The 25,697-nt window shown below is 65.0% G+C and carries 25 protein-coding genes; 21 read left to right on the top strand and 4 right to left on the bottom strand.

Annotation, left to right across the window (positions count from 1 at the left end; translation table 11 throughout):
• Nucleotides 1-33: 33 nt before the first annotated feature.
• From K225_RS0104860 to K225_RS0104850, 3 genes are read right to left on the bottom strand one after another with little or no spacing between them, the layout of a single operon-like run.
• A complete protein-coding gene (locus tag K225_RS0104860; RefSeq protein WP_026435365.1) occupies nucleotides 34-894 on the bottom strand; it encodes a hydrolase 1, exosortase A system-associated in 861 nt (286 codons plus the stop codon).
• Nucleotides 891-1,742, bottom strand: a complete 852-nt coding sequence (locus K225_RS0104855; RefSeq protein ID WP_026435364.1) for a hydrolase 2, exosortase A system-associated — start codon at nucleotides 1,740-1,742, stop codon at nucleotides 891-893. The genes K225_RS0104860 and K225_RS0104855 overlap by 4 nt, the downstream gene beginning before the upstream one ends.
• Nucleotides 1,739-1,999 carry an acyl carrier protein gene (locus K225_RS0104850; RefSeq protein WP_026435363.1) on the bottom strand — a complete coding sequence of 87 codons (261 nt, stop codon included), beginning with the start codon at nucleotides 1,997-1,999 and terminating at the stop codon, nucleotides 1,739-1,741. The genes K225_RS0104855 and K225_RS0104850 overlap by 4 nt, the downstream gene beginning before the upstream one ends.
• 88 nt (nucleotides 2,000-2,087) lie before the next feature.
• Between K225_RS0104850 and K225_RS0104845 the strand changes: the two genes are divergently transcribed.
• The 13 genes from K225_RS0104845 (at nucleotide 2,088) to gph (ending at nucleotide 19,272) form a co-directional block, all read left to right on the top strand.
• Nucleotides 2,088-3,740 carry an acyl-CoA ligase (AMP-forming), exosortase A system-associated gene (locus K225_RS0104845; protein WP_026435362.1) on the top strand — a complete coding sequence of 551 codons (1,653 nt, stop codon included), beginning with the start codon at nucleotides 2,088-2,090 and terminating at the stop codon, nucleotides 3,738-3,740.
• Nucleotides 3,712-4,917: a pyridoxal-dependent decarboxylase, exosortase A system-associated gene (locus K225_RS0104840; RefSeq protein WP_026435361.1), complete on the top strand. Its 1,206-nt coding sequence runs from the start codon at nucleotides 3,712-3,714 to the stop codon at nucleotides 4,915-4,917. The genes K225_RS0104845 and K225_RS0104840 overlap by 29 nt, the downstream gene beginning before the upstream one ends.
• A 269-nt stretch (nucleotides 4,918-5,186) precedes the next feature.
• The gene (locus tag K225_RS20350) at nucleotides 5,187-6,896 is read left to right on the top strand and encodes a hypothetical protein (protein WP_155885225.1); all 1,710 of its coding nucleotides are present in this window, start codon (nucleotides 5,187-5,189) and stop codon (nucleotides 6,894-6,896) included.
• 146 nt (nucleotides 6,897-7,042) lie between these two features.
• Nucleotides 7,043-8,437: a TIGR03013 family XrtA/PEP-CTERM system glycosyltransferase gene (locus K225_RS0104830; protein WP_026435360.1), complete on the top strand. Its 1,395-nt coding sequence runs from the start codon at nucleotides 7,043-7,045 to the stop codon at nucleotides 8,435-8,437.
• A 23-nt stretch (nucleotides 8,438-8,460) separates the two neighbouring features.
• Nucleotides 8,461-10,554 carry an XrtA/PEP-CTERM system histidine kinase PrsK gene (gene prsK / locus K225_RS0104825; RefSeq protein WP_026435359.1) on the top strand — a complete coding sequence of 698 codons (2,094 nt, stop codon included), beginning with the start codon at nucleotides 8,461-8,463 and terminating at the stop codon, nucleotides 10,552-10,554.
• Complete coding sequence (prsR, locus tag K225_RS0104820) at nucleotides 10,551-11,912, top strand: PEP-CTERM-box response regulator transcription factor (RefSeq protein WP_026435358.1); 1,362 nt, start codon at nucleotides 10,551-10,553, stop codon at nucleotides 11,910-11,912. The genes prsK and prsR overlap by 4 nt, the downstream gene beginning before the upstream one ends.
• Before the next feature lie 22 nt (nucleotides 11,913-11,934).
• Entirely contained in the window at nucleotides 11,935-14,712 is a 2,778-nt protein-coding gene (gene prsT, locus K225_RS0104815) for an XrtA/PEP-CTERM system TPR-repeat protein PrsT (protein WP_026435357.1), read from the top strand.
• A 94-nt stretch (nucleotides 14,713-14,806) separates the two neighbouring features.
• Complete coding sequence (locus K225_RS22355) at nucleotides 14,807-15,415, top strand: hypothetical protein (RefSeq protein WP_159433780.1); 609 nt, start codon at nucleotides 14,807-14,809, stop codon at nucleotides 15,413-15,415.
• Nucleotides 15,303-15,716 (top strand): HPr-rel-A system PqqD family peptide chaperone, encoded by a 414-nt coding sequence (locus K225_RS22710; protein WP_342029665.1) that lies wholly within the window; start codon nucleotides 15,303-15,305, stop codon nucleotides 15,714-15,716. Before K225_RS22355 ends, K225_RS22710 begins: the two co-directional genes overlap by 113 nt.
• A complete protein-coding gene (locus K225_RS0104800; RefSeq protein WP_034711791.1) occupies nucleotides 15,713-16,645 on the top strand; it encodes an HprK-related kinase A in 933 nt (310 codons plus the stop codon). The genes K225_RS22710 and K225_RS0104800 overlap by 4 nt, the downstream gene beginning before the upstream one ends.
• The gene (locus K225_RS0104795; RefSeq protein ID WP_026435353.1) at nucleotides 16,645-17,739 is read left to right on the top strand and encodes a nucleotidyltransferase family protein; all 1,095 of its coding nucleotides are present in this window, start codon (nucleotides 16,645-16,647) and stop codon (nucleotides 17,737-17,739) included. The genes K225_RS0104800 and K225_RS0104795 overlap by 1 nt, the downstream gene beginning before the upstream one ends.
• The gene (locus K225_RS20345) at nucleotides 17,736-18,521 is read left to right on the top strand and encodes a S1C family serine protease (RefSeq protein WP_238323188.1); all 786 of its coding nucleotides are present in this window, start codon (nucleotides 17,736-17,738) and stop codon (nucleotides 18,519-18,521) included. Before K225_RS0104795 ends, K225_RS20345 begins: the two co-directional genes overlap by 4 nt.
• Nucleotides 18,522-18,570: 49 nt before the next feature.
• A complete protein-coding gene (gene gph, locus K225_RS0104785; protein ID WP_034711788.1) occupies nucleotides 18,571-19,272 on the top strand; it encodes a phosphoglycolate phosphatase in 702 nt (233 codons plus the stop codon).
• Between the two features lie 48 nt (nucleotides 19,273-19,320).
• Here gph and K225_RS0104780 read toward each other — a convergent pair whose 3' ends face one another.
• A complete protein-coding gene (locus K225_RS0104780) occupies nucleotides 19,321-19,920 on the bottom strand; it encodes a chalcone isomerase family protein (protein ID WP_026435351.1) in 600 nt (199 codons plus the stop codon).
• Between the two features lie 346 nt (nucleotides 19,921-20,266).
• Between K225_RS0104780 and trpE the strand changes: the two genes are divergently transcribed.
• From trpE to K225_RS20340, 8 genes are read left to right on the top strand one after another with little or no spacing between them, the layout of a single operon-like run.
• Nucleotides 20,267-21,766 (top strand): anthranilate synthase component I, encoded by a 1,500-nt coding sequence (trpE, locus tag K225_RS0104775; protein ID WP_026435350.1) that lies wholly within the window; start codon nucleotides 20,267-20,269, stop codon nucleotides 21,764-21,766.
• A complete protein-coding gene (locus tag K225_RS0104770; protein WP_026435349.1) occupies nucleotides 21,763-22,092 on the top strand; it encodes a chorismate mutase in 330 nt (109 codons plus the stop codon). Before trpE ends, K225_RS0104770 begins: the two co-directional genes overlap by 4 nt.
• A gap of 4 nt (nucleotides 22,093-22,096) precedes the next feature.
• The gene (locus K225_RS0104765) at nucleotides 22,097-22,681 is read left to right on the top strand and encodes an aminodeoxychorismate/anthranilate synthase component II (RefSeq protein ID WP_026435348.1); all 585 of its coding nucleotides are present in this window, start codon (nucleotides 22,097-22,099) and stop codon (nucleotides 22,679-22,681) included.
• On the top strand, nucleotides 22,678-22,809 hold the full coding sequence (locus K225_RS22705) for a hypothetical protein (RefSeq protein ID WP_255346457.1): 132 nt from the start codon (nucleotides 22,678-22,680) through the stop codon (nucleotides 22,807-22,809). The genes K225_RS0104765 and K225_RS22705 overlap by 4 nt, the downstream gene beginning before the upstream one ends.
• Nucleotides 22,810-22,831: 22 nt before the next feature.
• Nucleotides 22,832-23,869, top strand: coding sequence for an anthranilate phosphoribosyltransferase (gene trpD / locus K225_RS0104755; protein ID WP_026435347.1), 1,038 nt, complete (start codon nucleotides 22,832-22,834; stop codon nucleotides 23,867-23,869).
• 7 nt (nucleotides 23,870-23,876) lie between these two features.
• Nucleotides 23,877-24,029 carry a hypothetical protein gene (locus K225_RS22425; protein ID WP_202900024.1) on the top strand — a complete coding sequence of 51 codons (153 nt, stop codon included), beginning with the start codon at nucleotides 23,877-23,879 and terminating at the stop codon, nucleotides 24,027-24,029.
• The gene (gene trpC, locus K225_RS0104745; RefSeq protein WP_026435346.1) at nucleotides 24,022-24,822 is read left to right on the top strand and encodes an indole-3-glycerol phosphate synthase TrpC; all 801 of its coding nucleotides are present in this window, start codon (nucleotides 24,022-24,024) and stop codon (nucleotides 24,820-24,822) included. The genes K225_RS22425 and trpC overlap by 8 nt, the downstream gene beginning before the upstream one ends.
• 58 nt (nucleotides 24,823-24,880) lie before the next feature.
• Nucleotides 24,881-25,639, top strand: a complete 759-nt coding sequence (locus K225_RS20340; protein ID WP_051248679.1) for a uracil-DNA glycosylase — start codon at nucleotides 24,881-24,883, stop codon at nucleotides 25,637-25,639.
• Nucleotides 25,640-25,697: the final 58 nt, after the last annotated feature.

Raw genomic sequence — 25,697 nt, 5'->3', positions numbered from 1 at the left:
AAGCCGCCATCGGTTTTTCCACCGATGAAGTGCTCAGGTGGATGGGCGTACCAGCGCGTCCAGCCAGTCCCGTACCAGGGCTTGCACGGATTGCTGTGACTGGGGCGTAGAGCAGGTGTGATCGGCCAGGGGCAGTGTGTGCCGGGTGAGTGCGGCTTTTCGGGACCAGCCGGCCCAGCTGCCGCGGGTGTTCGCGTGTTCCACGAATTCCAGTGCCGTGAGGTCACGCTCGCTCAGCAGCAGCAGGATGGGCCCCGCAAACGCCTCCCAACCTTGCGCCATGCGCTCTGGATAGGTGAGCGTTTGGGGCGGTTTTTGGCGCATGGTGCGCAGGTTGCTCCCCAGGCCACGCAGCGCCTGCCAGCCCACGCCGCCCGCGAACAGTTTGCGCCAGAAGGCGGGTTCCAGGAGGCGCTGGCGGTAGTAGTGCTTGACCCGTGCGCGGGCCAGTCCGGCGTCGGAGCGTACCCAGGGGTTGAGCAGCACCAGGCCCGTCACCCGCGGGTCATGCCTGGCCTGCAGGTAGAGCAGGCTGGCCGAGGCGCCGTCGCACAGGCCCCAGAGCACGACCTTGCCCACCTTCACGGGCTGGGCGCAGAAGGCGTCGATGGCTGCGGCAATGTGGGGGGCGGAGTCTTCAAAGGGCACGGGCTCGCCCGGGCTGTCCCCCATGCCGGGAAAGTCAAAGCGCAACACCGGGTAGCCTGCGGCAGCCAGGAATCGGGCAAGTTGCACGAACTGCCGGTGGCTGCCCGCCCGGTATTGCGCGCCGCCCACGACGATCACCACGCCCGTGGTGGACGGGGGTGTGCCAGGTGCAGGCAGGCTGACGATGCCCAGCATGTCTTGCGCGTGGGGGCCGGGGATGGGCAGGGCTTGCTCTTGGAAGCTCATGGCGTCTTCGCCTGTGTGCCCGTCTCGTGCAGCGTGTCGAGCGTTGCCTGCAACAGGGCAGGGGCTTCATCGTGGGCCACGGTTTGCCAGAAAAGCGGGCCCGTGAGCGCCAGTGCAGACACCGCCCAGCCTGCGTCGCGCCAAAGGGCGAGATGCTGGACGGAGGCCGGCGTCAGCATGGGCTCTGCCTGGGCGGACAACTCCAGCCAGACCAGCCGGCCTGGGGGCTTCGGGGGTGGCTGCAGCCGCGCCGCAGCCAGACCCTGCGCCAGTGTGGGGGTCAGGGTGTAGCCGGCAATGTCCACGGACTGGCCCTGGTCGAGCAGGTGCGCTGGCGGCGGTCCGCTGGCGTTGCCATGGCCCAGCCACTGGCTGGCGGTGTGCAGGCGCAGAAATTGTTGCAGCTGCTGCTGCCCGCTGATGGCCGGCTGCCACAGCAGCAAATGGCAAGGATCGGCCAGCTCGCTCGCCAGCGCCGTGGCCAGCAGGGCGCCGGCGCGCAGGCCCCACAGCCACAGCGGGCCGCCGGCGTGTTCCTGCAGCCAGCGGTGGGCCAGCCGCGCGTCCTGCAGCCAGGCCTGCCAGGTGGCATCGGCCAAGTCGCCTTCGCTGTCGCCACAGCCCAGCAGGTCGATCTGCAGCACGCCGTAGCCGGCTTGCGCCAGTGCTCGCGCCTGCTGAGCGGCCACGCGCCGCGTGGCATTGAGCTCCTCGGCAAACGGGTGCAGGTACAGCATGCAGCCCCGCTGGACATCGCCTTGCGGAGGGTGAAACAGGCAAAAGCGCTGCCCGGAAGCGGTCGGCAGGAAAAATGCCTGTGGCAGGGGGGCCGGCCCGAGGAGGCTCATGGGTCCTGCCGGTCCAGCCCCTGCTCCACCAGGTCGCTCAGGCTGCCCACGGTGGCGAACACCGCGCCACGCAGGTCATCGTCGCTGAAGGTGATGCCGAAGTGGTTTTCCAGACCGGTGAGCAGTGCCAGCACGGCCATCGAGTCGAGCTCGGGCAGGGCGCCCAGCAGCGGGGTGTCGCGCGTGAAACCCGCGGTGCGGCCTTGCAGGCTGAGTGCGCTGTCGAGCACGTGAAGGACTTGTTCGGTCAGGTTCATGGCGGGTACGGGTGTGTGGCGGGGTTGCGGATGGATTCTAGGCATGCCGGGTCGCTGCGAAGCATGGCAATGACTTACCATCTCCCACATGCCCCAAGCGCCGGATTTTCACAGCGGAGTGCCCCCTGTTTTGCTGCACGAGCTGCCGGCCCGCGCCGCTGCCTGCTGGCCAAACCACCGTGCGTTGACGGTGGAGGGTTGGCACCTGTCGTATGCCGATTTGCAGCCACAGATCGAGTGCATTGCAGCGGGCCTGCTGGCCCTGGGGCTGGAGCGCGGCGCCCGCGTGGCGGTGTATCTCGAAAAGCGGGTGGAAGCCGTGGTGGCCAGTTTTGCCGCGCCTGCCGCGGGCGGTGTGCTGGTGCCCGTGAACCCCTTGTTGAAGGCGGGGCAGGTGGCGCACATTCTGCAGGACGCGCAAGCGCAGGTGCTGGTGACATCCGCTGCGCGCCTGGCGGTTTTGGCCCCGGTGCTGGCCAACTGTCCCGGACTGCGGCACGTGGTGCTGTGTGATGGGCAACCGCCGGCCGCTCCAGATGGTTGGGCGGCGCATGTTGGCGTGCATGCCTGGTCCGATGTGCTGGCGAGCCAGCCGCTTGCGTTGCCCACCTTGCTGGAAATGGATGCAGCGGTGATTTTCTACACCTCCGGCAGCACCGGCCAGCCCAAGGGGGTGGTGCTGTCCCACCGCAATCTGGTGGCCGGTGCCACCAGCGTGGCCAGCTACCTGCACAACCACGCCGATGACGCTTTGCTGGCCGTGCTGCCACTGTCATTCGACGCCGGATTCAGCCAGCTCACCACAGGCTTTCTGGTGGGCGCACGCGTGGTGCTGCTCAACTACCTGTTGCCGCGCGATGTCTTGCAGGCCATGGTGCGGGAGCGGGTCACGGGCCTGACGGCGGTGCCGCCGCTGTACATGCAGCTGGCGGCGCTGGACTGGCCGGCCGGTGCCGCGCAACATCTGCGCTATTGGGCCAATACCGGCGGGCGCATGCCCCGGGCCACGTTGCAGCGCTTGCGCGAGCTGGCGCCTGCAGCCTCGCCCTTTCTGATGTATGGGCTGACCGAGGCGTTTCGTTCCACCTTTCTGCCGCCCGACGAGGTGGACCGGCGACCCGACTCCATCGGGCGGGCGATACCGAATGCCGATGTGCGCGTGCTGCGCGAAGACGGCAGCGAGTGTGCCGTCGACGAGCCCGGCGAGCTGGTGCATCGCGGTCCGCTGGTGGCCCTGGGGTACTGGCGGCAGCCCGAGGCGACCGTGCAGCGCTTCAGGCCCTGGCCTGCGGACCTGCTGCCCGCCGGTGGCGACTGGCGTGCGCCAGAGCGGGCGGTGTACTCGGGCGACACGGTGCGCCGCGATGCCGATGGGTTCCTGTATTTCGTCGGCCGGCGCGACGAGATGATCAAGACATCGGGCTACCGCGTCAGTCCCACCGAGGTGGAAGAGGTGCTGTATTCCAGCGGCCTGGTGGCCGAAGCGCTGGTGCATGCGGTGCCCGACGAGGCGCTGGGCAGCGCCATCTGCGCGGCGCTGCTGGCTTCGCCCAGGGCCAGCGGCAACGCCGACGCAGACAGTGCGGCCCTTCTGGCGCATTGCCGCGCGCATCTGCCCGCGTACATGCTGCCCAAAGTGCTGGACTGGGTCGGCCAGCCGCTGCCGCGCAGCCCCAATGGCAAGCTGGACCGCCAACGCTGGAGACAGGAATATGGATCGATTCGACACCTCCCGCGATGAACTGCAGGTCGGCGGCATGCCGCTGTCCTTGCTGGCCGAGCGGGTCGGCCAGACGCCTTTTTACGCCTACGACCGTGCGCTGATCGCCGCGCGCATCGCAGCCGTGCGCCAGGTGCTGCCGCAAGGCGTGCACCTGCACTACGCCATCAAGGCCAACCCCATGCCGGCCCTGGTGGGCTTTGTGCGCCCGCTGGTCGATGGCATGGACGTGGCGTCGGCTGGCGAACTCAAGCTGGCGCTGGATGCCGGCGCGGATGTCCGGTCCATCGGCTTTGCGGGGCCGGGCAAACGCGATGCGGAGCTGCGCCAGGCCGTGGCCGCAGGGGTGTTGCTGCATGTGGAGTCGGCGCGCGAACTGCGGGTGCTGGCCGATGCCGCGCAGGCGCTGGGGCGGCCGGCGCGCGTGGCACTGCGCATCAATCCGGATTTCGAATTGCGCGGTGCCGGCATGCACATGGGGGGTGGGCCCAAGCCTTTCGGGATCGACGCCGAGCAGGTGCCAGACCTGTTGTGCGGCATGGTGCGGCACGGCCTGGCCTTCGAGGGCTTTCATCTCTATCCGGGCTCGCAGAACCTGCGTGGCAACGCCATTGCGGAGAGCCTGCGCCGCTCGCTCGATCTGGTGCTGCGCCTGGCGCAGGATGCGCCGGCACCCGTGCGCCACGTCAACCTGGGGGGCGGCTGGGGCATACCGTATTTTCCGGGCGAGCATGCGCTGGACCTCGCTCCCGTGGCCGATGCCCTGGCGCAGGTGCAGGCCGACCTGGCGCGTGCGCTGCCTGCGGCGCGGTTGGTGCTGGAACTGGGGCGTTATCTGGTGGGCGAAGCGGGCATTTATGTGGCGCGGGTGATCGACCGCAAGGTGTCGCGTGGACAGGTGTTCCTGGTGACCGACGGTGGCATGCACCAGCATCTGGCTGCCTCGGGAAATTTTGGCCAGGTGATCCGGCGCAATTACCCGGTGGTGATCGGCAACCGGCTGCAGGCGCCCGCGCGCGAAATCGCCTGTGTCGTGGGGCCGCTGTGCACACCGCTGGATGTACTGGCCGACCGGATGGAGTTGGCCGTGGCGCAGCCCGGCGACCTGGTTGTGGTGTTCCAGTCCGGGGCCTATGGCGCGACGGCCAGCCCGCAGGCCTTTTTGGGGCATCCGCCATGTCCCGAAGTGCTGGTGTAGAAGCAGGCAACTCAACGTCCGCCGCTGTCCGTGCGGGCATGCCGGGCTTGTGCGGCTTATGGTTCGCGACGGCAGCCCTGGGGGTCGCCGGGCAGCACCCCGTGGCGCCCGCTCTGGCCGTGGCGGTGCTGTGCATCGTCGTGGCCTGGGCCGCCTGGCGGCCTGGCGACCTTTGGTTCATGTTGCCAGCGTTTTTGCCGGTGGCCAGTTTCGCGCCCTGGACGGGCTGGTGGCTGGTGGACGAATCCGACCTGCTGATACTTGCTGCCATGGGCGGCGCCTGCCTGCGCTGGAGCCTGGATGCATGGCGCAGACCCGCCGCCGTGATCCACCGCACGCCGCGCAGCATGCGTTGGGTGTACTGGGTGCTGCCACCGGTGCTGCTCCTGGGCGTGTGGCGCGGCTTGGACGATGCGCGTGGCGCCGCGCCGTGGACCGCGTTGCTGGCGGACCTGTGGGCCCAGGGGGTTTACGGGGACTACGACTTGCCGGGCAATACGCTGCGTGTGGCCAAGAGCCTGGTGTGGGGGCTGCTGCTGATGCCCGTGCTGTACCGCGCGGGCGAGGGCGCCCCGTTGCGGCTGGCGCGGGGCATGGTCGCCGGGCTGGCACTGGTCTGCGCCGCGGTGGTGTGGGAGCGCGGCGTTTACGTGGGTGGCCTGGATTTCAGCGACCACTATCGCATTACGGCCTGGTTCTGGGAGATGCATGTCGGCGGCGGCGCCATCGACGTCTATCTGGCGTTGGCATTGCCGTTCGCCTGGTGGGCGGCATGGATTGCACCGCATGGCTGGCGCTGGTGGGCTGCGGCGGCGCTGGTGCTGGTGTCGATCTATGCGGTTCTCATGACGTACTCACGCGGCGTTTATCTGTCTGTGGCGTTGGCATTGATTGCGCTGGCCGTGTTGGCTCACAAATATCACCTTGTCGCGCCGGATGGTTCTGTCTGGCATCGGCGGGCAATGGTGTGCCTGCTGGTGGCCTTGGTGGTGGAAGCGCTGGGTGTTTTGCTGGGCGGCTCATTCATGCCGGGTCGGCTGGCCCGATCCGATCAGGACCTCTACCAGCGGTTTGCCCACTGGCAGCGCGGTGTGGACTTATTGAAGACGCCCGGCCAGTGGGTCCTTGGGCTGGGGCTGGGACGGTTGCCGGCGCATTACAGCACGCAGACCCTGGAGGGCGCCTTGCCAGGCCAGGTGCGCTGGGTGCGTGGTACGAGTGGGCGCACCCAGGTGTGGCTTTCGGGGCCTGCCCGACCGGGTGTCAAGGGCGAACTGGCGCTGGCCCAGCGCGTGGCTTTGGCGCCGGGCGGCGCCTACAGCGTTCGCCTGCACGGGTACGCCGGGGCGTCCGCGTTGCTGAAGGTGCAGCTGTGTGAGCGGCATCTGCTGTACTCCTTCCGGTGTCAGGAGCAAATGCCCCGTGTGCTTGCGTCAGGCGATGACGCGGGCGGCTGGCTGGAAGCGCGTTTGCAAGGCCCCGCTTTTGTGCCGGAGGGTGCCCTTTCTGCCTGGAGAGAAGGTGTGCTCTCGATCACGGTGGTGCAGGCAAAGACGCCTGTGCGCCTGGACGCGGTGGAGCTGATCGATCCACAGGGCCGGCAGATCCTCAAAAATGCAGCTTTTGCACAAGGGCCGCGGCATTGGAGCAGCATCGCCCATGCGAACTTCCTGCCCTGGCATATCGACAACATGCAGCTGGAACTGTTGATCGAGCGTGGATTGCTGGGATGGGTGGTGCTGGCCGCATGGGCGGTTGGGGCGCTGGTGCTGGCCGCTCAAGGTGCTGCCCGGCAAAACGCTTTGGCCCTTGTGGTGGGAGTTTCAATTGCTACCACCCTACTGATTGGAGCGGTAATTAGCACCATTGAAATTCCACGTGTATCCATTATGCTGTGGCTGTTGCTTATCGTATCTCCCCTCGTCCGCAACCCATCACTGAACCACCGTGTATTGAATCCGACGGGAGGTGGTGGTTGACTTGGATTCATTGGGTTGTCAAGCAACTTTTGACATGTCGATAACTGGAATGCAGCGCAAACGTTTTGTTGCATGAATTGCCGAGCGAGGGCGATTTACTGGCATGTATTTTGGCATCCGGCGATCGGACTTGGCGGGGCGTGGCAATGATCAAGATTTTCAGCCATTATTTTCACCGACGCACCATGTTGCAGGTCATGCTGTATTCGGTGCTGATCGTTGGCACGTTGATTGTCTCGTTGACGATGCAGGCAGGAATGGGCATGTTCAATGTTGTGGCGATCGCCTCGGGAGTCGTACGAGGGGGGTTGATGGCCGTCGGTATTCTCACGGTGAATTTCGCCCTTGGCCTGTATGAGCGCCCCAGCAAACTGACCGTGGGTCAGGTCCGGGCGCGGGCTGTACTTTCCTTTCTGTTCTCGATGGCGATTGCCAGCGGGATCTTGTTTCTCTTGCCGCTGCAGTCCCCTTACCAGAATGAACAGGCACTGGTGGCACTGCTGTTGATCGTCAGCGGGCTGCTGATCATTCGATTATTCGGTGGCGAAATATTGCCTGTGTCGTACACGCGCCAGCGTGTCCTGGTGTTTGGTACGGGACCACGTGCGTGCATCGTGGGTCAATCGTTACAGGCCAATGATCCAGGGATCGAATTGGTCGGTTATTTTTCCGGACCCCAGGAAAAAGAACACAGCGTTTCCGAGCGCAACATTCTTTCCTCGGGGCAAACACTGACCGATGTGGTGAAAAATCACCGTGTGGATGAAATTGTGGTGGCCCTGAATGAGCGCCGCGGCGGGAGCATGCCGATGCGTGAATTGCTCGATTGCAAGCTCAATGGTATTCAGGTCATCGACATTGCCACCCATTTCGAGCAGTTTCTGGGGCAGATCCACCTGGATGCGGTGTCTGCCGGATGGCTGATCTTTGGCGACGGGTTCAAGCAGGGATGGGTGCGCTCGATCGTCAAATGGCTGTTTGACATGGTGGGGGCGATAGTGTTGTTGTTAATTTCCGCACCCGTGATGCTGGTCACGGCGCTCTTGATTTATCTCGAAAGTGGTGGGCCTGTTCTCTATCGCCAGGAGCGCGTCGGACTCAACGGCCGGATTTTCAATGTGATCAAGTTTCGCAGCATGCGCAATGATGCGGAAAAAGACGGCACCCCCCGCTGGGCCAGTGCCAAAGATGCGCGGATCACGCGCATTGGAAAAATCATTCGAAAGTTGCGCATCGATGAACTCCCCCAGCTGTTTTGCGTGCTCAAGGGTGACATGAGCCTGGTGGGGCCCCGGCCTGAGCGCCCCTATTTTGTGGACCGCCTCACGCTCGAAATTCCTTACTACGCATTGCGGCATGGCATCAAACCAGGATTAACCGGATGGGCCCAGGTGCGCTATCACTATGGGGCATCCATCCAGGATACGCAGCACAAGTTGCAATACGACCTTTACTACGTCAAAAACCACTCCTGGTTTCTTGATCTGGTCATTCTTTTCGAAACGGTGGGTGTGGTTCTGACGGGCAAAGGTGCGCAGTAAAAATCGGCCCACCTCGCATCGCCATGAACAACAGTGAAACTGCCCTGGCTTACTGGGGCTTGACTTTGTCGGCAGGGGCCTACGCCTTGCTGGCACTGCGCTTGCTCCGCCAGGAATATCTGCGTGTGCCGGTCAATCGCATTGGTGTGGCAATGCTGGCGGCTGCACTGCTGACGGTGATCTGGAGTGGCTTCAGCTTGCTGGCGCTGACAGTGGGCGCTGCGTGGTGGCTGGCGGCGCAGTCGGCCGACTTGCTGCGCTATCTCTGCTGGGGTGTCTTTCTGGCCCTTTTTTTCAAGCCTGATGCGGGTGTGGTGCATGGCCCGTGGTATCGGTGGTTGCCTGGGTTTGCGTCGGCGGGCTTGCTGGGTGTGCCCGCGTTGATTGTGATCATGAGTGTCCTGGCCGGGGTGGTGGGGCAGCTGTTTCTCATGGTGTTCCTGGCGCTTGGCGGACTGGTTCTGGTGGAGCAATTGTTCCGCAATCTTCCTGACGATTCGCTGTGGAGCGCCAAACCGGTTTGCCTGGGACTGGCGGGCACCTTCCTGTTTGACCTGTACCTGTTTTCCCAAGGTGTGCTTTTTCAGGGGGTGGACCCTGATGCCTTTGCTGCCAGGCCGTTCGTGCACGCGCTGATGGTGCCGTTTCTGCTGCTGGCCACTACGCGGCACCGCAACTGGATCGCCAAGATACGCGTCTCGCGCAAGGTGGTATTTCACTCCGCGACGCTGGCGCTGGTGGGGCTGTACCTGCTCTTTATGGCGGGTGTTGGTTACTACGTGCGCTATTTTGGTGGTGAATGGGGCGGCGCCTTGCAATTGGGGTTGGTTTTTGTGGGCCTGGTGCTGGCGTTGGCGTTGGCGCTTTCGGGCTCTTTGCGCGCCAAGTTGCGCGTCTTTCTGGGCAAGCATTTTTTTCGCTACCGCTTTGACTACCGCGACGAATGGCTGAAGTTCACCGCCACGCTGTCAAGCCAGGCGCACCCCCAGGAGGCGGGCCAGAACGTGGTGCGGGGCCTTGCCGATATGTTGGAGAGTCCCGCGGGCGCGTTGTGGCTGCTGCGCCCGGAAGACGACCAGTACCGGCAGGTGGCCCGGTGGAATCTGGCCTCCACGACCCAGACCCTGGACAAGAATGCAGAACTCCCTGCCTTCATGCGCGCCACCGGGTGGGTGGTCAATCTGGAGGAGCTCCGCGCTTCGCCCGAGCGTTACCGCGATTTGCGTTTGCCCGAGTGGCTGGCCGAGTACCCGCAGGCCTGGCTGTTGGTCCCGCTGTGGCAAGGCCCGGATTTGCTGGGCTTTGTGTTGCTGGCCAGTCCGCGTACGCGGGTGGACGTCAATTGGGAAGTCACCGATCTTTTGAAAACTGCCGGACGCCAGGCTGCGAGCTTTCTTGCGCAAATACAGGCCACCGAGGCGCTGCTGGAGTCGCGCAAATTTGAAGCGTTCAATCGCATGTCGGCCTTTGTGGTGCACGATCTGAAAAATATCGTTGCCCAGCTGTCGCTCATGGTCAAGAACGCGAAGCGACTGCAGCACAACCCGGAGTTCCAGGCCGACATGTTGATGACGGTCGAGAACTCACTGGATCGCATGCGCCAGCTGATGCTGCAATTGCGCGGAGACGCCGCGCCCGGCGATACGACCGTGGGCGTGGACCTGTGCAAGATCGCTGAGCGGTTGGCGGCCAATGCCTTGCGCCACGGGCGCACCGTGCAACTGGAGGTCGCGCCCCAGATCTTTACCCGTGGACAGGCTGACCGGTTGGAGCGCATCATCGGACACCTGGTGCACAACGCATTCGACGCTACGGATGCCGATGACCGGGTATGGGTGAAAGTGGATCGTTTCGGTAGCCATGCCCGTGTCGAAGTGGGAGACGAGGGCCAGGGAATGACCGAGGAGTTTGTCCAGACGCGTCTGTTCAAGCCGTTTCAGACCACCAAGGAGGCGGGCATGGGGATTGGAACTTACGAAAGTTTCCAGTACGTGCAGGAGCTCGGCGGCAAGGTTTCCGTGGACAGCAAGCTAGGCCAGGGAACCGTGGTGCGTCTGCTGCTTCCCTTGTTTGAGATCGGTCGTGATTTCGGTTTACATCCACAGGAGGGGGCATGAGCCCGGACAAGTTGCAGCCTCTGCTGATTGTTGAGGATGACCTGGCGCTGCAAAAGCAGATCAAATGGTCGCTGGATGGTTTTGAATCCGTCACCGCCCATGATCGCGAAAGCGCCATGGCGCAATTGCGCCGGCACGCGCCAGCTGTCGTGACCATGGACCTGGGTCTTCCCCCCGATGCCGACTCGGTCACCGAGGGGTTCAAGCTGCTGGAGCAGATTCTTGGCGCGGATCCCGACATCAAGGTGATCGTGCTGACCGGGCAAAATGACCAGTCCAACGCGCTCAAGGCCGTTGCCATGGGGGCCTACGATTTCCTGGCCAAACCGTTTGAGCCTGAAGTCCTCCATCTGGGCGTGGAACGTGCCTTCAGGCTGCACCAATTGCAAGCCGAGAACAAGCGGCTGCAGGCGATGCAGACACCCGATGCGCTGGCGGGCCTGTTGACCCGCGACCCGCAGATGCTGCGCGTTTGCCGCACCATCGAGAAAGTCGCCAACACCAATGCCTCTGTCATGCTGCTGGGCGAAAGCGGCACGGGCAAGGAGGTGCTGGCGCGCGGCCTGCACCAGCAGTCCCACCGCAGGAATGGCAAGTTCGTGGCCATCAACTGCGCAGCCATTCCTGAAAACCTGCTCGAAAGCGAACTCTTCGGCTACGAAAAAGGGGCTTTCACAGGCGCTGCCAAGACCACGCCGGGCAAGATCGAGACAGCGCACGCAGGCACGCTCATGCTCGATGAAATCGGGGACATGCCCATGGCCTTGCAAGCCAAGCTGCTGCGGTTCCTGCAAGAGCGTGTCGTCGAGCGTGTGGGGGGGCGCCAGGAAATTGCCGTCGATGTGCGCATTGTGTGTGCAACCCATCAGAACCTTGCGCAATGCGTCAAAGAGGGGCGGTTTCGAGAAGACCTCTATTACCGCCTGGCGGAAATCGTGGTGGAGATACCGCCCCTGCGCGCGCGGGTGGGCGATGCTGCATTGCTGGCACACGCCTTCGTGCGCCGGTTTGGTCAGGAGCACCGTCGCAACCTGACGCTGGCCGATGATGCGCTGCGTGCGATCGAGGCGCACCCCTGGCCGGGCAACATCCGCGAGCTCGAAAATTGCATCAAGCGGGCCACCATCATGGCCGATGGCCATCAGATCACTGCCGAAGATGTCGGGCTGGCCGGCGCCGATGGCGCAGAGGGGGATCGATCACTGGACCTGCGCGTGACGCGCGAGGCGGCCGAGCAGCGGGCGGTGATTGCAGCGCTTGCCCGGGCGGACGGAACGGTGGCCAAGGCGGCCGACCTGCTCGGTGTCAGCCGTCCCACGCTGTACGACCTGATGCACCGGCTGGGCCTCAAGCCCTGAACCATTTTTATGGAGAACGTCCATGAAGGCTCCCCTTTTGCGTTCCATGGTTCCTGTCGCCACGCTTGCTGCGGCCTTGCTGGTCTCGGCTTGCGGTAGCGGCAATCCGGATGCGCTCATGGCGTCGGCGCAGGGCTACCTGGCGCGCAATGATGCGCCAGCGGCCATCATCCAGCTCAAGAATGTGCTGAAGGACCATCCTGACTCCGCCAAGGCACGCCTCCTGCTGGGCCAGGCCTTGCAGCTTTCGGGTGATATTGCGGGCGCTGAAACCGAGTTCAGGAAGGCACAGGATCTGGGGGCATCCCCGGACGAAGTGGTGCCGCAGCTGGCCGAAGCCCTGTGGCTGGGCGGACAGGACCGCAAGATCACGACCGACTATGCCGGCCTGCAGCTGGCCAGTGCCCCAGCGCAGGCAAGTCTCAAGACCACCGTGGCCATTGCCTGGCTGCGCCAGGGCGAGGAAGACAAGTTCCGCGCAAGCATCGATGAGGCGCTCAAGGCCAAGGCCGACCATGCGCCTGCGCTCATCGAGCTGGCCCGTGCCAGTGCCCAGCGCGGCGATGTGGATGCTGCGCTGCAGGGGCTGGACAAGATTCCCCGGCAGTCTGCTGCCGCCGGCGAGGCGCTCAAGCTGCGTGGTGATTTGCTGCTTTATGGCAAGCGCGACATGGATGCGGCGATGGCTGCGTACCGGGATGCGCTTCAGGTCCATCCCTCCTACAAGGAGGGACAGGCCGCGGTTGTTCAGCTGCTGTTGCTGCAAGGCAAGACAGAGGCCGCCGCTGGCGCCTTGAAGAGGCTGGCACAGGCGGCGCCCGGAAAGCCGCAGACCTTGTATTTGCAAGCCATGCTGGCCTACGCAAAAAATGATTTCAAGGCAGCACAGGAACACGCGCAGAAGCTGATGCGCCTCACTCCCGACAATTTTCGGGCGCTTGAGCTGGCCGGCATGGCGGAGCTGCGCCTGGGTGCCTACGTTCAGGCCGAGGCCCTGCTGGCCAAGGCCCTGCAGCTGGAGGCCGGGCTGCCCATGGCCCGGCGCGGCCTGGTGACGGCCTATGTGCGACTGGGCCGGCTGGACAAGGCATTGTCGGCACTGCCGGCCGATATCGATCGCAACGACCGCGACCCCGGCATGGTGGCCCTGGCGGGGCAGGTATATATGCTCCACGGCGAGGTCGATCGCGCGCAGCGCTACTTCGCCCGGGCGTCCAGTCTGGATCCGAAAGACCCGGTCAAACGCACATCCCTGGCTGTCAGCCGCCTGGCATCGGGGCAGGGCGATGCCGCGCTGGGGGAATTGCAGAGCATTGCGGCATCTGACGATGGTGTGGTGGCAGACATGGCCCTGATCAATGCCCTGCTGCAGGAGCGCAAGGTGGAGCAGGCCCTCAAGGCCATTGATGCGCTGGAAAAAAAACGTCCAGCGGACGTGTTGCCCGTCTTCCTGCGTGGCCGCGCCTTGTTGCTCCAACATGACACCGCCGGTGCACGCAAGGCCATGGAGCGGGTTCTCGAGATCGATCCCAATTATTTTCCTGCGGTGGGCGTGCTGGCAGTGCTCGACAACGCCGACAAGCGGCCAGACGATGCGCGCGCACGCCTGGAGGCCGCGATCAAGCGGCAGCCGGGCAATGTGCAAGCACATCTGGCGCTGGTGGAGCTGCGTGCGGCCAATGGCGCGGACAAGTCGGAGCTGGCGAATCTTTTGCGCAAGGTGATTGATGCGGCGCCCAGCAGCCCCATTCCGCGCCTGCTTCTGGCGGAGCACCACCTGCGCAACAGCGAGCCGAAAGATGCGCTGACGGTGGCGCAGCAAGCGGTGGCCGCACTGCCTGACAATGTGCAACTGCTCGATGTCCTGGGGCGCGCGCAGTCGGCCAACGGCGAACACAACCAGGCGCAGGCCAGCTTCAACCGCATGGCCACGCTGCAGCCGCAGTCGTCCCTGCCCTACCTGCGCATGGCCCGTGCCAACCTGGTGGCGGGCGACCGTGCCGCGGCCAGCCAGAACCTGCGCAAGGCGCTGGAGATTGAACCCAATTCGCTGGAGGCACAGCAAGGACAGGTCCGTTTGGCGATGGCGGTGCAAAAGCCCGGCGATGCCTTGGCCATCAGCCGCACGGTGCAAAAGCAAAGACCCAAGGAGGCGGTAGGCTACGTGCTCGAAGCTGAGATCCACGCAGCCGGCAAGGCCTGGGACAAGGCCGCAGAGGCCTTGCGCGCGGGGCTCAAGCAGGTGGCCAGCCCGGATTTGGCGATGCGGCTGCATAACGTGCTGCTGTCGGCCGGAAAGAAACCCGAAGCCGACCGATGGGCGGCCGAGTGGCTGCGCACCCAGCCCAAGGATGCTGCCTTCCCCTTCTACCTGGGGACCCGGGCTCTCACCCTCAATGAGTTGCCAGAGAGCCTGCGCCAGTTCGAGCGCGTGGTGGCGCTTCAGCCCAACAACGCCGCCGCCTTGAACAATCTGGCCTGGATCAAGGGCCAGCTCGGCCAAGACGGTGCCCTGACCGATGTCGAACGTGCCAATGCCCTGGCACCCAATCAACCCGCGTTCATGGATACCTGGGCCATGCTGCTGTCTGCCGCCAACCAGCATGAGCGCGCCGTGGAATTGCAGAAGAAGGTGGTTCAGCTGCAGCCGCAAGTATTGGCGTTCAAGTTGAACCTGGCCAAAATACAGATCAAGGCGGGCAACAAGGATGCTGCCCGTGCCTTGCTCGACGAGCTCAGTGCGGCAGGAGACAAGTTTTCTGCCCAGGCCGAGGTGGACCGCCTCAAGAAAACATTGTGAATCGCCGTTGCGCGCTGGACGGGCGATCGGCTTGGGAGCCTTGGTGAAACGCGGTATCGCCAGCGAGACAAATTGAACTGCTTTGGAGGCAGCCATGAAAACACCCGAAACCCCATCGACACCGTCTGGCGCGGCACCAGGCAAGGATGCCCACGGAGTCAGCCGCCGTCAGATGGTTCGTGCGGGTCTGAGCGCCGCACCCGTGGTCATGGCGCTCAAGAGCAACACCGTTCTGGCCGGAGCCACGGGTGGCGGCCAGGGCCGTGGTGTGACCACATCGGCCTTTGCGTCGCTGCAAGCCAACCAGGGGCGGGTCAGCAATGCCCGCTACAAGACCGATTGCGAAGTTCGCACGCCAGCAGAGTGGCAAGTCAGGCAGAGCGAACTCAAGACCAGGAAATTTCAGGAATGCGGGTTTGCCGCCAATCCCGAAGGCAGATATGGGCGCCGCGTGACGCTGGGCGATGTGCTGGGCTACGAGGGCCATGACCGCGATACTGTGCTGGCCCGCTATGTGGTGGCGGCCTATCTGACAGCGCTCGAATTCCACGATGATCGCGACGTGCTGGCGCTCTCCACCGCGCAATGCAATGCCATCTGGAACGGGCGCGGCAACTGGAGTCCGTTTGCCGGTGCCCAGTGGGACTATGCACAAACCACCGCCTATTTTGAAACCATCTACGGTGCGCGCCGTTACGGCTGATGCGGGACCCTCGCCGGGTGGACCTGCAACGCGTTGGCATTGCCCACGGCGCGCAGACTACGGGCTGCAGCTGTGGCCCGACGGCGCTGTGGTGTACGACGAAGCCAGTGGCGATATCCATGCGCTCAGCCCCATGGCGGGCGAGGTGCTGCGCCATCTGTTGACGGTGCCGCAGTCTTGCGCCGAGAGCCTGGCCCGGACGCTGCTGGGTGAGGCGCCTGCTTGGGAAGATGTTTGCAGCGTGGACAGGATGCTGCGTGAATTCGAATTCCTGGGTTTTATCGAACCCTGCGGCGCGTGAACACCCAACCCCTGTTGTCTTCACTGTCCAGGCTCCAGCTCGGCAGGCTGCTGGGTGGAGACGGCCTGGCTATCGTGATTCCGCCCTTTGTGGTGCGGGTGCGCAGCCGGATTACCGTGGTGGCCGAGGGGCTGGAACGCCTTTATGCAGACCACCCGCTGGCCCCGCTGGACGGGGGCGGTTTCAGCGACTTTCATGTGGCAGTGCAGCCGCGTCGCCCATGGTTTCGCCCGTTGTGCTTTTTTGAGCTGGATGGAGGCCAACCTTTCACGCCGCTGGCGCAGGGCGAGGCCTTTGCACTTTTCGAGTGGGGCCTGAACTGGTGCGTGACCAGCCATTGCCATCAGTGGATCAGCCTGCATGCGGCGGTGCTGGAAAGGGGCGGGCGCGCCGTGGTTCTGCCGGCGCCACCGGGCGCGGGCAAGAGCACGCTGTGCGCGGCCCTCATGCTCCATGGCTGGCGCCTGCTGTCCGATGAATTGACGCTGCTGGAGCCCGGCAGTGGCTGGGTCGTGCCTTCGCCGCGGCCCATCAGCCTCAAGAACGATTCCATCGCTGTGATCCGCGATCGTGCACCCGGCTGCGTCCTGGGGCCGGTGGCGCACGATACGCAAAAAGGCACGGTCGCCCACCTCAAGGTGCAGCCAGAGAGCCTGGCCCGCGCCGACGAACGCGCCCTGCCTGCCTGGGTGGTCTTTCCCCGGTACGAGCGCGGCGCCACGCTGCAGGTGCAGGCGCGCACCAGAGCCACCACCGTGGTGGAGCTGGCGCGCAACAGCTTCAACCAGCACGTACACGGCCGTGCAGGCTTCGAGGCCCTGGTCCGGCTGGTCGATGCCTGCGACAGCTTTGATCTGCGCTACAGCCAGCTCGACCAGGCCCTGGCCTGGTTCGACGCGTTGCAACCGCCGTCCATGGGGGATTCTTGATGCAGGGCAACGCAATGCAGCCGCTGCTGAACCTGCTGGGTCCGGCGCCGCAGCCCAGCCGGTTGACGTTGCCCGAATGGGATGTGGTGGTGCGGCAAGCGCGCCGCGCCGACGTGCTGGCGCGCATTGCCGCACTGGCGCAGGCCCACGGCGCGTGGGACGCCGTGGCCCCTGCACCGCGCCCGCACCTGGCATCGGCACTGGCCCTGGCGACACGCCAGCAGCGCGAGCTGCGCTTCGAGGTGGCGCAGATAGCGCGTGCCCTGCAGCCAGCAGGCCTGCCCGTGGTGCTGCTCAAAGGCGGCGCCTACGCCCTGGCGGGTCTGCAGGCATCACTGGGGCGCATGGTTTCGGACGTGGACATTCTGGTGCCGCGCGAGCGCCTGGCCGACGTGGAAACCGCCTTGATGATGGCCGGCTGGGTGCATGCCAACCGCGACGCCTACGACCAGCACTACTACCGCACCTGGATGCACGAGCTGCCGCCGCTGCGGCACCTGCGCCGCGGCACGATACTGGATGTGCACCATGCCCTGGTGCCTCCCACCGCCAGGGCCCGGCCCAGCACGCAGCGCCTGCTGCAGGCGGCGCAGGCGCTGCCCGGTCAGCCGGGCGTGTGCGTGCTTGCACCGTCCGACATGGTGCTGCACAGTGCCGCCCACCTTTTCCACGAAAGCGACTTCGCGCACGGATTCAGGGGCGTGGTGGACCTTGACGCCTTGCTGCGCGAGTTTGCTGCCGTGCCCGGCTTCTGGCCAGGCCTGCTGGCGCGCTCGGCAGAGCTGGACTTGCAGTGGCCGTTGCACCATGCGCTGCGCTATGCGCACACCATCATGGACACCCCCGTGCCGCCAGGCGCCGTGGCGGCGCTGGCGGGCAGCGTGGGCCAGCAGGCCTGGATGCATCGCTTGCGCGATGCCCTGTATTTGCGCATGCTGCGGCCCGACCACGCCTCCACTGCGGATGCGTGGACGCCACTGGCGCGCAGCACGCTCTACCTGCACGGTCACCGCCTGCGCATGCCGCCGCATCTGCTGCTGCCGCACCTGTTGCGCAAGACGCTGCGCGGCCTCTTTCCCAAGGAGAAACCATGAACCACACACGCTGGTGGATGCGCTGGGCACTGGTGCTCCTGTTCCACGGTGCATGGAGCAGCAGCGCACTGGCGCAGCTGCCCGATACGGTGGAGCGGGTCAAGCCTGCCGTGGTGCTGGTGGGCACCTACCAGGCGACCGACACGCCGCGGTTTCGCTATGTGGGTACCGGCTTCGTGGTGGGCGACGGCTTGCGCGTGGTGACCAATGCCCATGTGGTGTCTGCCATCGGCGCCACAGGGGCCGACAGACCGGCGCTGGTCGTGCAGCTGCGCGCGGGAGCGAGCCTTTGGACCATGCGTCCCGCGCGGGTGCTGGAAAGCGTCCCAGAGCATGATCTCGCCCTGCTGCAGATCGATGGGCCGGCTGCGGCGGCTTTGAGCGTGGTGGTGTCGGAGTCGGTGCGCGAGGGCGACGATCTGGCTTTCATGGGTTTCCCCATTGGCGGGGTGCTGGGTTTTTCCAGCGTCACCCACCGCGCCACCGTTTCGTCCATCACCACCATGGCCTTGCCCAGCCCGACGGGGCAGCAGCTCAGCGAACGCGCCATCCGCAGCCTGCGCGCCGGGCCATTGCAGGTGTTTCAGCTCGATGCCACGGCCTACCCTGGCAACAGCGGCGGCCCCTTGTTCGATCCGCGCAACGGTGCCGTGCTGGGCGTCATCAACATGGTGCTGGTCAAGAGCACGCGCGAATCGGCCATGAGCCAGCCCTCGGGCATTTCGTACGCGATTCCGAGCCGTTATGTGCTGGAGTTGATGGCGCGGCACTCCGGCAGATGAACGCGTGGCGCAGTAACATCCTGCGCTTTGTCTCGAACCCTGCCGGCCCATGCTGAACTCTATTGGATCGAACCACGCCACCCTGGACGCCGCCATCATCGACCTCGACGGCACCATGGTGGACACCCTGGGTGACTTTGCCGAGGCCCTGAACCGCATGCTGAGCGACCTGGCGTTGCCGGCGATTGCCGCGCCGGCCATAGAACAGATGGTGGGCAAGGGCTCCGAGCATTTGCTGCGTTCAGTGCTCCATCACGTTCTAGACCAGGCAGGTAAAGCGCCAACAGCGATTGAAGTAGACGCGTTCTACGCCCGTGCCTGGCCCAGCTACCAGCAGCACTACCTGTCCATCAACGGCGACTATGCGCAGGTTTATCCCGGCGTGGTGGCGGGTCTGCAGGCCCTGCGCCAGGCCGGCCTGCGGCTGGCCTGCCTGACCAACAAACCGGCCGCGTTTGCTTTGCCCCTCCTGCGTGCCAAGGGGCTGGACGGCTATTTTGAGCAGGTGTTCGGTGGCGACAGTTTTGCCAGGAAGAAGCCCGACCCGTTGCCGCTGCTGAAAACCTGTGAGGCCTTGCAGACCGAGCCCGCCCGCACGCTGATGGTGGGTGATTCTTCCAACGACGCGCAGGCCGCTCGCGCCGCCGGCTGCCCCGTGGTGCTGGTCACCTACGGCTACAACCACGGCCTGCCGGTGCAGGCCGTGGATGCGGACGGTTACGTGGACTCGCTGGAACTGCTGCTGGCCTGAGTGGCCTGGCGGAGCGTGAAGGTTGGGGGGCTGGTGAGTCCGCGGGACTCAGGCAGGCTTGCCCAGCAAGGCGTCCTTGAGTTTCCAGTCCGCGGGTACGTGGCCCAGCCAGATACTCAGGAGCGCATTGAAGAACTCGGGTTCCTTGAAGGGTTCGCCCTGGGGCTTGCCCTTGACGGTGATGACCGTTCCCGTCCCGGGAATCCAGTCGATCATGAACTGGTCGCCGGCCTGCAGTTTCTTGTGCTCTGAAAAGATCTGGCTCATGCGCAGCACGCCGGGAATCAGCTTGGAGAATGCGGCCCGGTCCATGTTGTCTTCCATCCCTCGTGAAAACAGCTTGCCCAGCTCGGCAGAGTCAATCTCGCGCAGCATGGTGATGCTCAGGCGCTTGGGCCCGCGAACGGAGGTTGCTTCCGGCGTGGTCGATGCCTTCTTTTCCAGGTACAGCCCGGCCGTGTAAACCTTGAAAACGGTCTTGTAGCGCACGCCCGCCCCATTGAGTTGCAAGGTGCTGCCTGCGACCACACTGGTTTCTTCGTATTTCACGTCGGCGACGGTGACGGGCTGGGCCGTTGCGCTGGCCGCCATGCAACAGGCACTGACAAACGCACCGGCCGACAAGGCGCATCGATGGAGGAATTTCATGCAGGGCTCCTGGAAGTGAACGATCGTTCGTTTCTAATTGTTGCAAGAAGCGCTGGTTGTCACCACAGGGTTTTCGAGAGGTTGTGTCCTGTGAATGGGTGCAGCGCCCTCCATGGGGTCAAGGACCTTTGCTACACTTTGGGCATGTTCATACACCACGTGTTCATCACAGGTCGCAGCGACCGGGGAGCTTGGCCCTGGCGTCGGCCTGTCTGCCTGAACACCTGATGGCACCTGGGTTCATTCCCGGCGTGCAGTCTGGGCCCCGCCTGGAGCCCGCCGATGAACAGCGGCGCCCGACCCTTCTCTTGCGGTCTGCGCGCCACCCCAGCAGGGAGTCTCCCCCGTGATCACCGAACTTGAATTCAAAAGCCTGGCCGGCGAAGGCTACAACCGCATTCCGCTCATGGTGGAAGCCTTTGCGGATCTGGAAACCCCGCTCTCGCTGTACCTGAAGCTCGCCCACAGCAAGGATGGGGGCAAGCACAGCTTCCTGCTGGAATCGGTGGTGGGCGGCGAGCGTTTTGGCCGCTACAGCTTCATCGGCTTGCCTGCCCGCACCTTGCTGCGCGCCAGCGGGTTTGGCGCCGATGCGCGCACCGAGGTCGTCACCGACGGCCAGGTGGTGGAAACCGTGCGGGGCAATCCGCTGGATTTCATCGAGGCGTACCAGAAACGCTTCAAGGTGGCCCTGCGCCCGGGACTCCCCCGCTTTTGTGGTGGCCTGGCGGGCTACTTCGGCTACGACACGGTGCGCTACATCGAGAAGAAACTCGAAACCACCTGCCCGCCCGATGCGCTGGAAACACCCGACATCCTCTTGCTGCAGTGCGAAGAGCTGGCGGTCATCGACAACCTGTCGGGCAAGCTCTATCTCATTGTCTATGCCGATCCGGCCCAGCCCGAGGCCTATACCCGGGCCAAGAAGCGCCTGCGCGAGCTCAAGGACCAGCTCAAATATTCGGTGAGCGCCCCCGTGGTCAAGGCCACCGAAAGCCATCCCGCGCAGCGCAGCTTTGCCAAGGCCGACTACCTGGCGGCCGTGGGCCGGGCCAAGGAGCTCATTGCCGCCGGTGATTTCATGCAGGTGCAGGTGGGCCAGCGCATCCACAAGCGCTACACGGAAAGCCCCCTGAGCCTGTACCGTGCGCTGCGCTCGCTGAACCCTTCGCCCTACATGTATTTCTACAATTTCGGCGACTTCCATGTGGTGGGGGCCAGCCCCGAGATCCTGGTGCGCCAGGAGCAGACCGATGCGGGCACCAAGGTCACCATCCGGCCCCTGGCGGGAACGCGCCCGCGCGGTGCCACGCCCGAGAAGGACAAGGCCGCCGAGGTGGAGCTCATCAACGATCCCAAGGAGCGTGCCGAACATGTGATGCTGATCGACCTGGCGCGCAACGACATCGGGCGCATCGCCCGGACGGGCACTGTCAAGGTGACCGAAGCCTTTGTGGTCGAGCGCTACAGCCATGTGATGCACATCGTGAGCAATGTCGAAGGCCTGCTGAACGAGGGCATGACCAGCATGGACGTGCTCAAGGCCACCTTCCCTGCCGGCACGCTCACCGGCGCGCCCAAGGTGCATGCCATGGAGCTGATCGACCAGCTCGAACCCGTCAAGCGCGGCGTGTACGGCGGCGCCTGCGGTTACCTCAGTTACGCGGGTGACATGGACGTGGCCATTGCGATCCGCACCGGCATCATCAAGGACGGCACGCTGTATGTGCAGGCGGCCGCTGGCGTGGTGGCCGACTCGGTGCCCGAGCTGGAGTGGAAGGAAACCGAACACAAGGCCCGCGCCCTGCTGCGCGCCGCCGAACTTGTCGAGGAGGGGCTGGAATGAGCCAGGCCATCAACAACGTGCAGCATTGCACGACCATGGACGATGTGCGTCGCCACATCGACGCGCTGGACGACGTGCTGGTGCCGCTGCTGGTCACGCGCGGCGGCTACATGACCCAGGCCGCGCGCATCAAGCAGGACGCATCGCAGGTGCGCGATGAAGAACGCATCCAGGCCATCGTGGACCGCGTGCGTGCGCGCACACTGATCGAAGGCGGCGAGCCCGATGTGATGGAGGCCATCTACCGCAGCATGATGGAAGCTTACATCGCCCATGAACACCGCGAGTTTGCGCGCCTGCGCCAGACCGCTGCACATGAGGGGTGAGGCCATGAAACTCCTGATGGTCGACAACTACGACAGCTTCACCTACAACATCGTCCAGTATTTCGGCGAACTGGGTGCGGATGTGGAAGTGCATCGCAACGACGAGATCACCGTGGCAGACATCGAAGCGCGCCTGAATGCCGGGCAGCTCGACCGCCTCGTGATCTCGCCCGGCCCCTGCTCGCCCGCCGAGGCGGGCATCTCGGTGGCCGCCATCCAGCACTTTGCCGGCAAGCTGCCCATCCTGGGCGTGTGCCTGGGCCACCAGGCCATCGGTGCGGCCTTTGGCGGCACCATCGTGCGCGCCCAGGAGCTCATGCATGGCAAGACCAGTGTCATCACCACCACGCAAAAAGGTGTGTTCGCGGGGCTGCCAGAGCACTTCACGGTGAACCGCTACCACTCGCTGGCCATCGAGCGCGCGAGCTGCCCCGAGGTGCTGGAGGTGACGGCCTGGACCGATGACGGCGAGATCATGGGCGTGCGCCACAAAGAGCTGGCCATCGAGGGCGTGCAGTTCCACCCCGAGAGCATCCTCACCGAGCACGGCCATGCCATGCTGCGTAACTTCCTGGAGCAGCGCGCGTGATCATCGACACCCACTCGCCGGTGATGCCCATTGCCACGCCCGGCATGCACTGGCTGGACCGCGTGGCGGTTGCCATGTCCATCGGCTTCGGTCTCCCGCTGGAATTCGCCGGTAGCACCAAGGCCTGAAACCATCAGCAAGGACGAAACCATGCCCATCACCCCCCAGGAAGCGCTGCAGCGCACCATCGAGCACCGCGAAATCTTCCACGACGAGATGCTGCACCTGATGCGCCTGATCATGCGCGGCGAGCTCTCGCCCGTCATGACGGCGGCCATCGTGACTGGCCTGCGCGTGAAGAAGGAAACCATTGGCGAGATCACCGCCGCCGCGCAGGTGATGCGCGAGTTCTCCACCCAGGTGCATGTCGCCGACACCAGCCACATGGTGGACATCGTGGGCACGGGCGGCGATGGCGCCAACACCTTCAACATCTCTACCTGCGCCACCTTCGTGATCGCGGCGGCCGGCGGCAAGGTCAGCAAGCACGGCGGGCGCAGCGTCAGCAGCAAGAGCGGCAGCGCCGACGCCATGGAAGCCCTGGGCATCCATATCAACCTGCCACCCGAAGCCATTGCCCGGTGCATCGCCGAGGTGGGCATCGGCTTCATGTTCGCGCCCAACCACCACCCGGCCATGAAGAACGTGGCGCCCGTGCGCAAGGAACTGGGCGTGCGCACCCTCTTCAACATCCTGGGGCCGCTGACCAACCCGGCCGGCGCACCCAACATCCTCATGGGCGTGTTCCACGAAGACCTGGTGGGCATCCAGGTGCGCGCCCTGCAGCGCCTGGGCGCCGAGCACGCGCTGGTCATCTACGGGCGCGACGGCCTCGACGAAATCAGCCTGGGCGCCTCCACCCTGGTGGGTGAGCTCAAGGATGGGGCCATCCGCGAATACGAAGTGCACCCCGAAGACTTCGGCCTGGCCATGACCAGCACCCGCCAGCTGCGCGTGGACAACCCCGAACAGTCGCGCACCATCGTGCTCGATGTGCTGGATGGCAAACCCGGCGCGGCGCGCGACATCGTCTGCCTGAATGCCGGCGCCGCGCTGTATGCGGCCAACGTGGTGGACAGCATTGCCGCCGGCCTCTCGCGTGCGCAGCAGGCCATCGACAGCGGCGCCGCCAAGGCCAAGCTGGGCGAGCTGGTCACGCGCACGCATGCGCTGGCCACCGTGGCCTGAGCGCAGCATGTGGCGCGACCCCGGCTCCTGGATCGCACTGGGCGTCTCGGCGCTCTTTGTGGTGGTGGGGCTGGCAATGCACCGCGTGTTCACCCGCATACTGAAACAGGGCTCCGCGGAGCCTGGCTACGACAACCCCAAGGCTGAAAACCATGAGTGACATCCTCAACAAGATCGTGGCTGTCAAGCACGAAGAAGTGGCCGCCGCCAAAAAGCGCCTGCCGCTGGCCGCCATGCGTGCCGACGCCGAAAGCCGCGTGCTCACGCGCGATTTCGAAGGCGCGCTGCGCGCCAAGATCGCCAAAGGCCAGGCGGCAGTGATTGCCGAGATCAAGAAGGCCAGCCCCAGCAAGGGCGTGATCCGGGCCGATTTCATTCCGGCCGACATTGCCCAGAGCTACGCCGATGGCGACGGCACGGTCAGCGCGGCCTGCCTGTCGGTGCTGACCGACAAGCAGTTCTTTCAGGGCAGCGTGGACTACCTCAAGCAGGCCCGCGCGAGCTGCCAGCTGCCCGTCCTGCGCAAGGACTTCCTCGTGGATGCCTACCAGGTGTACGAAGCGCGGGCCATGGGGGCCGACGCCATTTTGCTGATCGCTGCCTGCCTCGACGATGCCCAGATGCGGGATTTCGAGGCCATCGCCCGCAGCCTGGACATGGCCGTGCTGGTGGAGGTGCATGACGGCGCGGAGCTGGAGCGCGCCCTGAAGCTCAAGACGCCGCTGGTCGGCATCAACAACCGCAACCTGCGCACCTTCGAAGTCAGCCTGCAGACCACGCTGGATCTGAAAAAGAACGTGCCCGCCGACCGCCTGCTGGTCACCGAGTCGGGCATCCTCCAGCCTGCGGACGTGAAGACCCTGCGCGATGCCGGCGTGCACGCCTTCCTGGTGGGTGAAGCCTTCATGCGCGCCCCGGAGCCGGGTTTGGAGCTGGCCAAGCTGTTCGCCTGACCGGCAAAATCGATTGCCGCTTGCGCTTCCTGGATAAACGCAGGACCCCATTTTGATCATGAATGATCTGCACAATGCACCCACGCAACTGCAAAGCGCCGACCCGGCCGACTGGCCCGTGGCGCCTGGCTGGCAGCCGCTGGTGCAGGAGTTTTTCGCCAGTGCGGCGGGCGGCAAGCTGCTGACCTTTCTGCAGGCGCGGCTGGCTGCCGCTGCCACCATCTTCCCGCCGCGCCCGCTGCGCGCGCTGGAGCTCACGCCACCCGAGGAGGTGCGCGTGGTCATCCTGGGGCAGGACCCCTACCACGGCCGGGGCCAGGCCGAGGGGCTGGCTTTCTCGGTCGCACCGGGCGTGGCGCTGCCGCCCTCGCTGCGCAATATCTTCAAGGAATTGCAACGCGACCTGGGAACGCCTTTCCCGGCGATGCCCGAGCCCGGCGGCAGCCTGGTGAAGTGGGCCCGTAACGGCGTGCTGCTGCTCAACACCACGCTCACCGTGGAAGAAGGCCAGCCCGCCAGCCATGCGGGAAAGGGCTGGGAGGTGCTGACCGACGCCGTCATCCGCCACGTGGCCCAGGGGCAGCGGCCCGTGGTGTTCATGCTCTGGGGCTCGCATGCGCAGAGCAAGCGCGCCGTGATTCCGCGCGACCGGGGGCACCTGGTGCTCACGGCCAACCACCCCTCGCCGCTGTCGGCGCTGCGGCCGCCGGTGCCGTTCATCGGGTGTGGGCATTTCGGGCAGGCGCGGGTGTTTCGTGAGAAGGAGGAACGCTATGCCAGAGTTCACCGGGTCGACAGTTGCCGACACGGTGAGTAGCCGCGCTAAACAGGTTTATTTAGCGGAAGCGGCGCCTGTTAAAGAGGTCGTCGCGGTA

This window comes from Acidovorax sp. JHL-9, assembly GCF_000426205.1.
In the GTDB taxonomy this organism is placed as follows: Bacteria; Pseudomonadota; Gammaproteobacteria; order Burkholderiales; family Burkholderiaceae_C; genus Acidovorax; species Acidovorax soli.
Note: the sequence above shows the minus strand (reverse complement) of the source record. Positions and strands in the feature narration are given on the sequence as shown.

Bases quoted from the DNA above. Each gene is read 5' to 3' on its own strand.
- K225_RS0104770 (WP_026435349.1), top strand. From the start codon at position 21,763: ATGAGCCAGGCCATCAACAACGTGCAGCATTGCACGACCATGGACGAT.
- K225_RS0104840 (WP_026435361.1), top strand. From the start codon at position 3,712: ATGGATCGATTCGACACCTCCCGCGATGAACTGCAGGTCGGCGGCATG.
- K225_RS22355 (WP_159433780.1), top strand. From the start codon at position 14,807: ATGAAAACACCCGAAACCCCATCGACACCGTCTGGCGCGGCACCAGGC.
- trpD (WP_026435347.1), top strand. From the start codon at position 22,832: ATGCCCATCACCCCCCAGGAAGCGCTGCAGCGCACCATCGAGCACCGC.
- K225_RS22425 (WP_202900024.1), top strand. From the start codon at position 23,877: ATGTGGCGCGACCCCGGCTCCTGGATCGCACTGGGCGTCTCGGCGCTC.
- K225_RS0104860 (WP_026435365.1), bottom strand. From the start codon at position 894: ATGAGCTTCCAAGAGCAAGCCCTGCCCATCCCCGGCCCCCACGCGCAA.
- K225_RS0104780 (WP_026435351.1), bottom strand. From the start codon at position 19,920: ATGAAATTCCTCCATCGATGCGCCTTGTCGGCCGGTGCGTTTGTCAGT.
- K225_RS20350 (WP_155885225.1), top strand. From the start codon at position 5,187: ATGGGCGGCGCCTGCCTGCGCTGGAGCCTGGATGCATGGCGCAGACCC.
- K225_RS0104850 (WP_026435363.1), bottom strand. From the start codon at position 1,999: ATGAACCTGACCGAACAAGTCCTTCACGTGCTCGACAGCGCACTCAGC.
- K225_RS0104855 (WP_026435364.1), bottom strand. From the start codon at position 1,742: ATGAGCCTCCTCGGGCCGGCCCCCCTGCCACAGGCATTTTTCCTGCCG.
- K225_RS0104830 (WP_026435360.1), top strand. From the start codon at position 7,043: ATGATCAAGATTTTCAGCCATTATTTTCACCGACGCACCATGTTGCAG.
- K225_RS0104845 (WP_026435362.1), top strand. From the start codon at position 2,088: ATGCCCCAAGCGCCGGATTTTCACAGCGGAGTGCCCCCTGTTTTGCTG.
- prsK (WP_026435359.1), top strand. From the start codon at position 8,461: ATGAACAACAGTGAAACTGCCCTGGCTTACTGGGGCTTGACTTTGTCG.
- K225_RS20340 (WP_051248679.1), top strand. From the start codon at position 24,881: ATGAATGATCTGCACAATGCACCCACGCAACTGCAAAGCGCCGACCCG.
- trpC (WP_026435346.1), top strand. From the start codon at position 24,022: ATGAGTGACATCCTCAACAAGATCGTGGCTGTCAAGCACGAAGAAGTG.
- K225_RS0104765 (WP_026435348.1), top strand. From the start codon at position 22,097: ATGAAACTCCTGATGGTCGACAACTACGACAGCTTCACCTACAACATC.
- K225_RS22710 (WP_342029665.1), top strand. From the start codon at position 15,303: ATGCCATCTGGAACGGGCGCGGCAACTGGAGTCCGTTTGCCGGTGCCC.
- K225_RS0104795 (WP_026435353.1), top strand. From the start codon at position 16,645: ATGCAGGGCAACGCAATGCAGCCGCTGCTGAACCTGCTGGGTCCGGCG.
- prsR (WP_026435358.1), top strand. From the start codon at position 10,551: ATGAGCCCGGACAAGTTGCAGCCTCTGCTGATTGTTGAGGATGACCTG.
- gph (WP_034711788.1), top strand. From the start codon at position 18,571: ATGCTGAACTCTATTGGATCGAACCACGCCACCCTGGACGCCGCCATC.
- prsT (WP_026435357.1), top strand. From the start codon at position 11,935: ATGAAGGCTCCCCTTTTGCGTTCCATGGTTCCTGTCGCCACGCTTGCT.
- K225_RS20345 (WP_238323188.1), top strand. From the start codon at position 17,736: ATGAACCACACACGCTGGTGGATGCGCTGGGCACTGGTGCTCCTGTTC.